6 protein-coding genes and 1 pseudogene are annotated in these 5,978 nt (G+C 68.5%); 4 read left to right on the forward strand and 3 right to left on the reverse strand.

Features of this window, described 5'->3' with window-relative positions:
• Both JMF90_RS20375 and JMF90_RS20380 read left to right on the forward strand, forming a co-directional pair.
• Positions 1-663: alginate lyase family protein (locus JMF90_RS20375; RefSeq protein WP_201325365.1), on the forward strand; the 663-nt coding region annotated here is incomplete at its 5' end.
• 30 nt (positions 664-693) lie between these two features.
• Complete coding sequence (locus tag JMF90_RS20380; protein WP_011546766.1) at positions 694-2,082, forward strand: L-serine ammonia-lyase; 1,389 nt, start codon at positions 694-696, stop codon at positions 2,080-2,082.
• A gap of 59 nt (positions 2,083-2,141) precedes the next feature.
• Here JMF90_RS20380 and JMF90_RS20385 read toward each other — a convergent pair whose 3' ends face one another.
• The 3 genes from JMF90_RS20385 to JMF90_RS20395 all read right to left on the reverse strand — a co-directional run bounded on the left by JMF90_RS20385 (position 2,142) and on the right by JMF90_RS20395 (position 3,304).
• Positions 2,142-2,378 carry an antitoxin gene (locus JMF90_RS20385; protein WP_011546767.1) on the reverse strand — a complete coding sequence of 79 codons (237 nt, stop codon included), beginning with the start codon at positions 2,376-2,378 and terminating at the stop codon, positions 2,142-2,144.
• A 183-nt stretch (positions 2,379-2,561) separates the two neighbouring features.
• On the reverse strand, positions 2,562-2,846 hold the full coding sequence (locus JMF90_RS20390) for a type II toxin-antitoxin system mRNA interferase toxin, RelE/StbE family (RefSeq protein WP_054928232.1): 285 nt from the start codon (positions 2,844-2,846) through the stop codon (positions 2,562-2,564).
• Positions 2,843-3,304, reverse strand: a complete 462-nt coding sequence (locus tag JMF90_RS20395) for a hypothetical protein (RefSeq protein WP_054928231.1) — start codon at positions 3,302-3,304, stop codon at positions 2,843-2,845. Before JMF90_RS20395 ends, JMF90_RS20390 begins: the two co-directional genes overlap by 4 nt.
• A gap of 275 nt (positions 3,305-3,579) precedes the next feature.
• On the opposite strand from JMF90_RS20395, the gene JMF90_RS20400 reads away from it, so the two are divergent.
• Together JMF90_RS20400 and JMF90_RS20405 are read left to right on the forward strand one after the other, a co-directional pair.
• A complete protein-coding gene (locus JMF90_RS20400) occupies positions 3,580-5,283 on the forward strand; it encodes a thiamine pyrophosphate-binding protein (protein WP_054928230.1) in 1,704 nt (567 codons plus the stop codon).
• Positions 5,280-5,978 (forward strand): annotated as a pseudogene (locus JMF90_RS20405) (ADP-heptose--LPS heptosyltransferase); the annotation flags it as partial. The gene JMF90_RS20400 and the pseudogene JMF90_RS20405, both read left to right, overlap by 4 nt.

Genomic DNA, 5,978 nt, shown 5'->3' on the forward strand with positions numbered 1-5,978 from the left:
GTCGCGTACGACATGACCGCGAGCGCGCTGCCGGTGAAAACGCGCAACGCGACGGCCGCGTTCATCGCGAAGCTCGGCGCCGGCTATGTCGCGCAGGTCGACGCGCAGAAGCGCCCGCTCACCGGCACCTGGCGCAACAACTGGCAGAGCCACCGGATCAAGCTGATCGCGCTGTCCGCGTTCACGCTCGGCGACCGCAAGATGATGAACGCCGCGCAGCGGCTGTTCGTCGAGCATCTCGCTGACAACATCGGCCCGGACGGCAAGACCTGGGATTTCGAGGAACGCGATGCGCTGCATTACGCGGTCTACGATCTGCAGCCGCTGGTGACGGCCGCGCTCGCCGCGCGCCGCTTCAACCGCAACTGGCTGCGCGAGCGCGGCGCGAACGGCGCGACGCTCGCGGCCGCGCTCGACTGGCTCGTGCCGTATGCGCTCGGCGAGAAGACGCACGAGGAATTCGTGAATTCGCCGGTGCCGTTCGACGCGAAGCGCCGCGAGGCCGGCTTGCCCGGCTACACGGGGCAGTGGGACCCGAAAAACGCCACCGAACTCTTTCATCTGGCCGCGCGGCTCGACGGGCGTTATGCCCGCGTCGCGCAGCAGCTTTCCCTAACGCCGCCCGCATGGCTCGCCGCGTGCCTGCCATTGCAGGCGCGCTAGCATCATTCTTATCGCAAGGCAGGTATCGAAATGGCAGTCAGCGTGTTTGACCTTTTCAAGATCGGCATCGGTCCGTCCAGTTCGCACACGGTCGGACCGATGCGCGCGGCGCTGATGTTCGTCCAGGGCCTCGAGCGCGACGGGTTGCTCGACGCGACGGCCCACGTGAAGGTCGAGCTGTACGGCTCGCTCGGCGCCACCGGCAAGGGCCACGGCACCGACCGCGGCGTGATGCTCGGCCTGCTCGGCGACGCGCCCGACACCGTCGATCCCGACACGATCGACGCGCGGCTGGAGGACATCCGCAAGACGAAGCAGCTCGCGCTGCTCGGCACGCATCCGGTGCCGTTCGTGCTGAAGGAGAACATCGCGTTCTACCGCCAGGCGCTGCCCGAACATCCGAACGGGATGAAGCTGCGCGCGAGCGACGCGAACGGCGCGGTGCTGGTCGAGCGCACTTATCTGTCGGTCGGCGGCGGCTTCGTCGTGACGGCCGGCGCGCCGAACACCAAGGTGCTGAGCGCGGCCGAGCAGATGACGCATCCGTTCCGCACCGGCGCGGAGCTGCTCGCGCTGACCGCGTCGACCGGCAAGTCGATCGCGCAGCTGATGTGGGAAAACGAACGCGCGTGGCACACCGAGGAGGAAACGCGCGACGGGTTGCTGAAGATCTGGGCCGTGATGCAGTCGTGCGTGTCGCGCGGCTGCGGGATCGGCAACCCGGAAGCCGAAGGCAACCTGCCCGGCCCGTTCCAGGTCAAGCGCCGCGCGCCGCAGCTGTACCGCACGCTGACGGGCAGCCCGGAGCGCGCGCTGCAGGACCCGCTGTCGATGATCGACTGGATCAACCTGTACGCGATCGCCGTCAACGAGGAAAACGCGGCCGGCGGCCGCGTCGTCACCGCGCCGACCAACGGCGCGGCAGGCATCATCCCGGCGGTGCTGCATTACTACACGCGCTTCACGCCCGGCGCGAACGAACAGGGCGTGATCGACTTCCTTCTGACGGCCGCCGCGATCGGCATTCTGTACAAGCTCAACGCGTCGATCTCGGGCGCGGAAGTCGGCTGCCAGGGTGAAGTGGGCGTCGCGTGCTCGATGGCGGCCGGCGCGCTCGCGGCCGTGCTCGGCGGCACGCCGCAGCAGGTCGAGAACGCGGCCGAGATCGGAATGGAACACAACCTCGGCCTGACCTGCGACCCGGTGGGCGGGATGGTGCAGATCCCGTGCATCGAGCGCAACGCGATGGCATCGGTGAAGGCCGTCAACGCGGCGCGCATGGCGCTGCGCGGCGACGGCTCGCACTACGTGTCGCTCGACTCCGTGATCAAGACGATGCGCGAGACCGGCGCCGACATGAAGACCAAGTACAAGGAAACGTCGCGCGGCGGGCTGGCGGTGAATATCGTCGAGTGCTGATGCGGGACCCGGCGGTCATGGAGGACGCGCCGCGTCTCGCATGACCGTCGGGTGCACAATCACCCGTCCGTGCGTTCGGCCTGCTCCTGGTCGCCATGCCCTTCGGCCATGAAATTCGGCCCGAATTGAGCGAACTTCTCGAGCACGTGGGTCAAAGGCCGTCGCACCGGCCGAATACGGATCTCGTCGCCGACGCGCTTGATTTCCAGCTCGATATCGCTGCGTTCATAGGCGAGGTCGGCAGGAATTTGCACGACCTGCGCGCTGCCATTCCAAAATACCCTTGTGGTGCGCATGTCGTTCTCCCACGTCTGGATGTACCGGAGATATACGTAAATCATGCAGTCGATGATGCGCGTCCTGGCGCGCGCATGGTCATCCACCCGGCATCAGTTCGAAAACACACGCGGCCCCGGCAGTCTTTTCCGTTCCGGACTTGGCCCGCCACACCCGGTGAATCAGCCGGCGCAAATATCGCATCACGGCCATTGCCGTCGCGCATGCAGCACGCGGAGAATCTCCACGATGTCCTTGGCCGGCCGGAGGCGATACACAAGCACATAGTTCGGCGCGACCACCAGCTCACGCGTGCCGGCCACCCGCCCTTGCCGATACAACTCGGCATGGGCCGGTAGCGCCGCCGCCCTTTCTTCCAGCAGTTCGTCGAGTTCGAGCGCGGCCAGCGGGTCGTCCTCGGCGAGGTATTCCATGATCGCGGCGCGATCCTCGTACGCCTTCGGATTCCAGTGCAACGCGAGGGTCAAGAAGCATCCCCGCGCTTGCCTACAAGCCGCTCACGCAACGCCGCACGGCGCGACGCGAAGTTGGCGCTGACTTCGGCGTCCGGAATCGATGCACGCGGGTCGTCCAGCGCCTGCTGCACCTGCTCGCGAAACCAGCGATCGTGCGCCGCCGCCTCGTGTGCCGCCTTCAACGCCGCCGCGCGATCGGGCCGAGTCGCCCGGCCGGCCGCGTCCGGGTCGAATGCCGACGCATCCACATCGAACCGGTTGATGCCGATGTCGCGCAGAAAGCCGACCAGCGTTTCAAAACGGCGAAACACCCGCACGTCGCCGCGCTTGGCCGACAGGAAGCGCTCGTGCGCGCCGCAACGGGCCGACAGCGCCCAGCCGTTGCCGCAACCGACCACGCGGACCGCACGGACCGCGCCGGCTTCGACCAGCTCCGTCAGCGTCTTTTGATCAATCGTTTCGGTCGTCATGATTCTCGCCCCCTTTCTCCACTCATTCGCTGAAATTTTACTATTAAGTGATATCCCAATTTATTGTTATTTGGGTGCCCGCTTTCGAATCGAGACAAGCGTCAGCCCGCCATCCATAGCGCTCACTTTCCGCCGTCGTGGAAGCGCGCACAAGCTGGCCGGATGGCCAATCGAAGCACGCACGCGCTCGCCGCCCCCTCAGCGTTCCGACACTTTTCAGCGCCCGGCCAACCGGCGTAAGCTGTACGTCCCGCTACCCAGGGAGACGGCAGCCCATGTCGCATTCCAAGGATCTCGAGCCGCACGCCACCACCGGTGCGCGACTGCTCGTCGATGCGTTGCTCGCCAATCACGTCGAACGTGTGTTCTGCGTGCCGGGCGAGAGCTTCCTCGCCGTGCTCGATGCGCTGGCGGACGACACCGCCCGCATCCAGACGGTCGTCTGCCGCCACGAGGCGGCCGCCGCGAACATGGCCGAAGCGGTCGGCAAGCTGACCGGCCGCCCCGGCATCGCGTTCGTCACGCGCGGACCCGGCGCGACCCATGCGTCGATCGGCGTGCACACCGCGTTCCAGGATTCGACGCCGATGATCCTGTTCGTCGGCCAATGCGCACGCGAACACCTCGACCGCGAAGCCTTCCAGGAAATCGACTACCGCCGGATGTTCGGCCAGATGGCCAAATGGGTCGCGCAGATCGACGACCCGCGCCGCATCCCCGAATACCTGAGCCATGCGTTTCACGTCGCGACGTCCGGCCGGCCCGGCCCGGTCGTGCTCGCGCTGCCGGAGGACGTGCTGTCCGACGCGTGCGCGCCGCAGCCGGTCGTGCCGGCCGCGAAACGCATCGCGGCCGCGCCGTCGCCCGCGCAGATCGACGAGCTGCGCGAGCGGCTCGCGCGCGCGGAACGGCCGTTCGCAATCGTCGGCGGCAGCGGCTGGACGCCGGACGCCTGCGCGAACCTGCGCACCTTCGTCGAACGCTGGCAATTGCCGGTCGCGTGCGCGTTCCGCTTCCAGGACACGATCGACAACGCGCACCCGAACTACGCGGGCGACGTCGGGCTCGGGATCAACCCCGCGCTCGCGAAACGCATCCGCGACGCCGACCTGCTGCTCGTGATCGGGCCCCGCCTCGGCGAAGCGACGACCGGCGGCTACACGCTGCTCGATATCCCGAAAACGCGCCAGACGCTGATCCATGTACATCAGGGCGCTGACGAACTCGGCCGCGTGTACGCGGCCGACCTGCCGATCGTGTCGGGCATGCCCGAGATCGCCGCGCCGCTGGCCGCGCTCGAACCGCCCGAGCGGCCTGCGTGGGCCGGCGCGGCCGCCGACGCGCACCGCGCGTACCGCGAATGGCATGCGCCGCTGCCGATGCCCGGCGACGTGCAGCTCGGCGACGTGATGGTGCAGTTGCGCGAGCGCCTGCCGCACGACGCGATCCTGACCAACGGCGCGGGCAACTACGCGATCTGGCTGCATCGCCACTTCGCGTACCGGCACTTCCGTTCGCAGCTTGCGCCGACGAGCGGCGCGATGGGCTACGGGCTGCCGGCCGCGCTCGCCGCGAAGTCGCTGTATCCGCAGCGCGCGGTTGTCGCGCTCGCGGGCGACGGCTGCTTCATGATGGCCGGCAACGAGCTTGCGACCGCGATGCAATACGGGCTGAACATCGTCGCGATCGTCGTCAACAACGGCCATTTCGGCACGATCCGCATGCATCAGGAGCGCAACTACCCGGGCCGCGTGCACGGCACGGGGCTCACGAATCCCGATTTCGCCGCGTATGCACGTGCGTTCGGCGCGCATGGCGAGACGGTCGAGCGCACTGCCGATTTCGCGCCGGCGCTCGAACGCGCGCTGACCTGCGGATTGCCCGCGGTGATCGAGATCCGCATCCCGCAGGACGCCAGCACGCCGGCCGCGACGCTCGAACAGATCCGCGAGCAGGGCCGCCGCGCGCGCGGCGCATGACGGTGGCCAGGCATATCGCGCCGCCCGTCGCCGCGCTGTCGCACGACGACGCGCTGGCGTACCCCGGCACGCTGCTCGCGCCCGACGGCACGCTCGTCGCGCCGTACGACCTCGAGCATGGCGAGCGGGCCGAAGGCCATGCGGCGGCCGCGCCCGCGCTCGGCATGCTGCATGCCGCGCACCGGCCGTTCCGGCTCGATTACAGTGAGGCGCGGCACGTACACGTGATCAACGGGATGGGGGTCACGCTCGGCGATTCGGTGATCGGACTGACGGCCCTCGCCGCGCTGCGAGCGGCCCATGCGGACGTACGCTTCACGCTGTACCGGCCGGCGCGCGCGCCGCGCTATGTCGACGCGCTGTATGCGCTCGCGACCGACGTGGTCGCGCCGTCGCGCGCGCTGCCGTGCCCCGCCGACGCGCTACCCGCCGATGCGCACTGCATCGACGTCGGCAATCACCTGTACTGGCCGGCGTTCGCGCGGCTGCCGATGATCGATTTCTTCCTCGACGCGCTCGGCGTCGATCCGGCCGCCGTGCCGGCCGCCGCGAAGCGCAATCGCTGGCTCGCGCGGCTGCCGCTGCCCGCACTGCCGGCTGAATGGCAGCGGCCGTACGTGCTGTTCTGCCCGAATGCGAGCACCGCGGTGCGCAGCGTGCCGCCCGCGTTGTGCGTCGCGTTCGTGGAACGGCTC

This window comes from Burkholderia sp. E168m23 (genome assembly GCF_016586125.1).
Taxonomy (GTDB): Bacteria; Pseudomonadota; Gammaproteobacteria; order Burkholderiales; family Burkholderiaceae; genus Burkholderia; species Burkholderia orbicola.

Excerpts from the sequence above, each read along its gene's own strand:
- JMF90_RS20380 (WP_011546766.1), top strand. The coding sequence starts at position 694 with ATGGCAGTCAGCGTGTTTGACCTTTTCAAGATCGGCATCGGTCCGTCC.
- JMF90_RS20385 (WP_011546767.1), bottom strand. The coding sequence starts at position 2,378 with ATGCGCACCACAAGGGTATTTTGGAATGGCAGCGCGCAGGTCGTGCAA.
- JMF90_RS20395 (WP_054928231.1), bottom strand. The coding sequence starts at position 3,304 with ATGACGACCGAAACGATTGATCAAAAGACGCTGACGGAGCTGGTCGAA.
- JMF90_RS20400 (WP_054928230.1), top strand. The coding sequence starts at position 3,580 with ATGTCGCATTCCAAGGATCTCGAGCCGCACGCCACCACCGGTGCGCGA.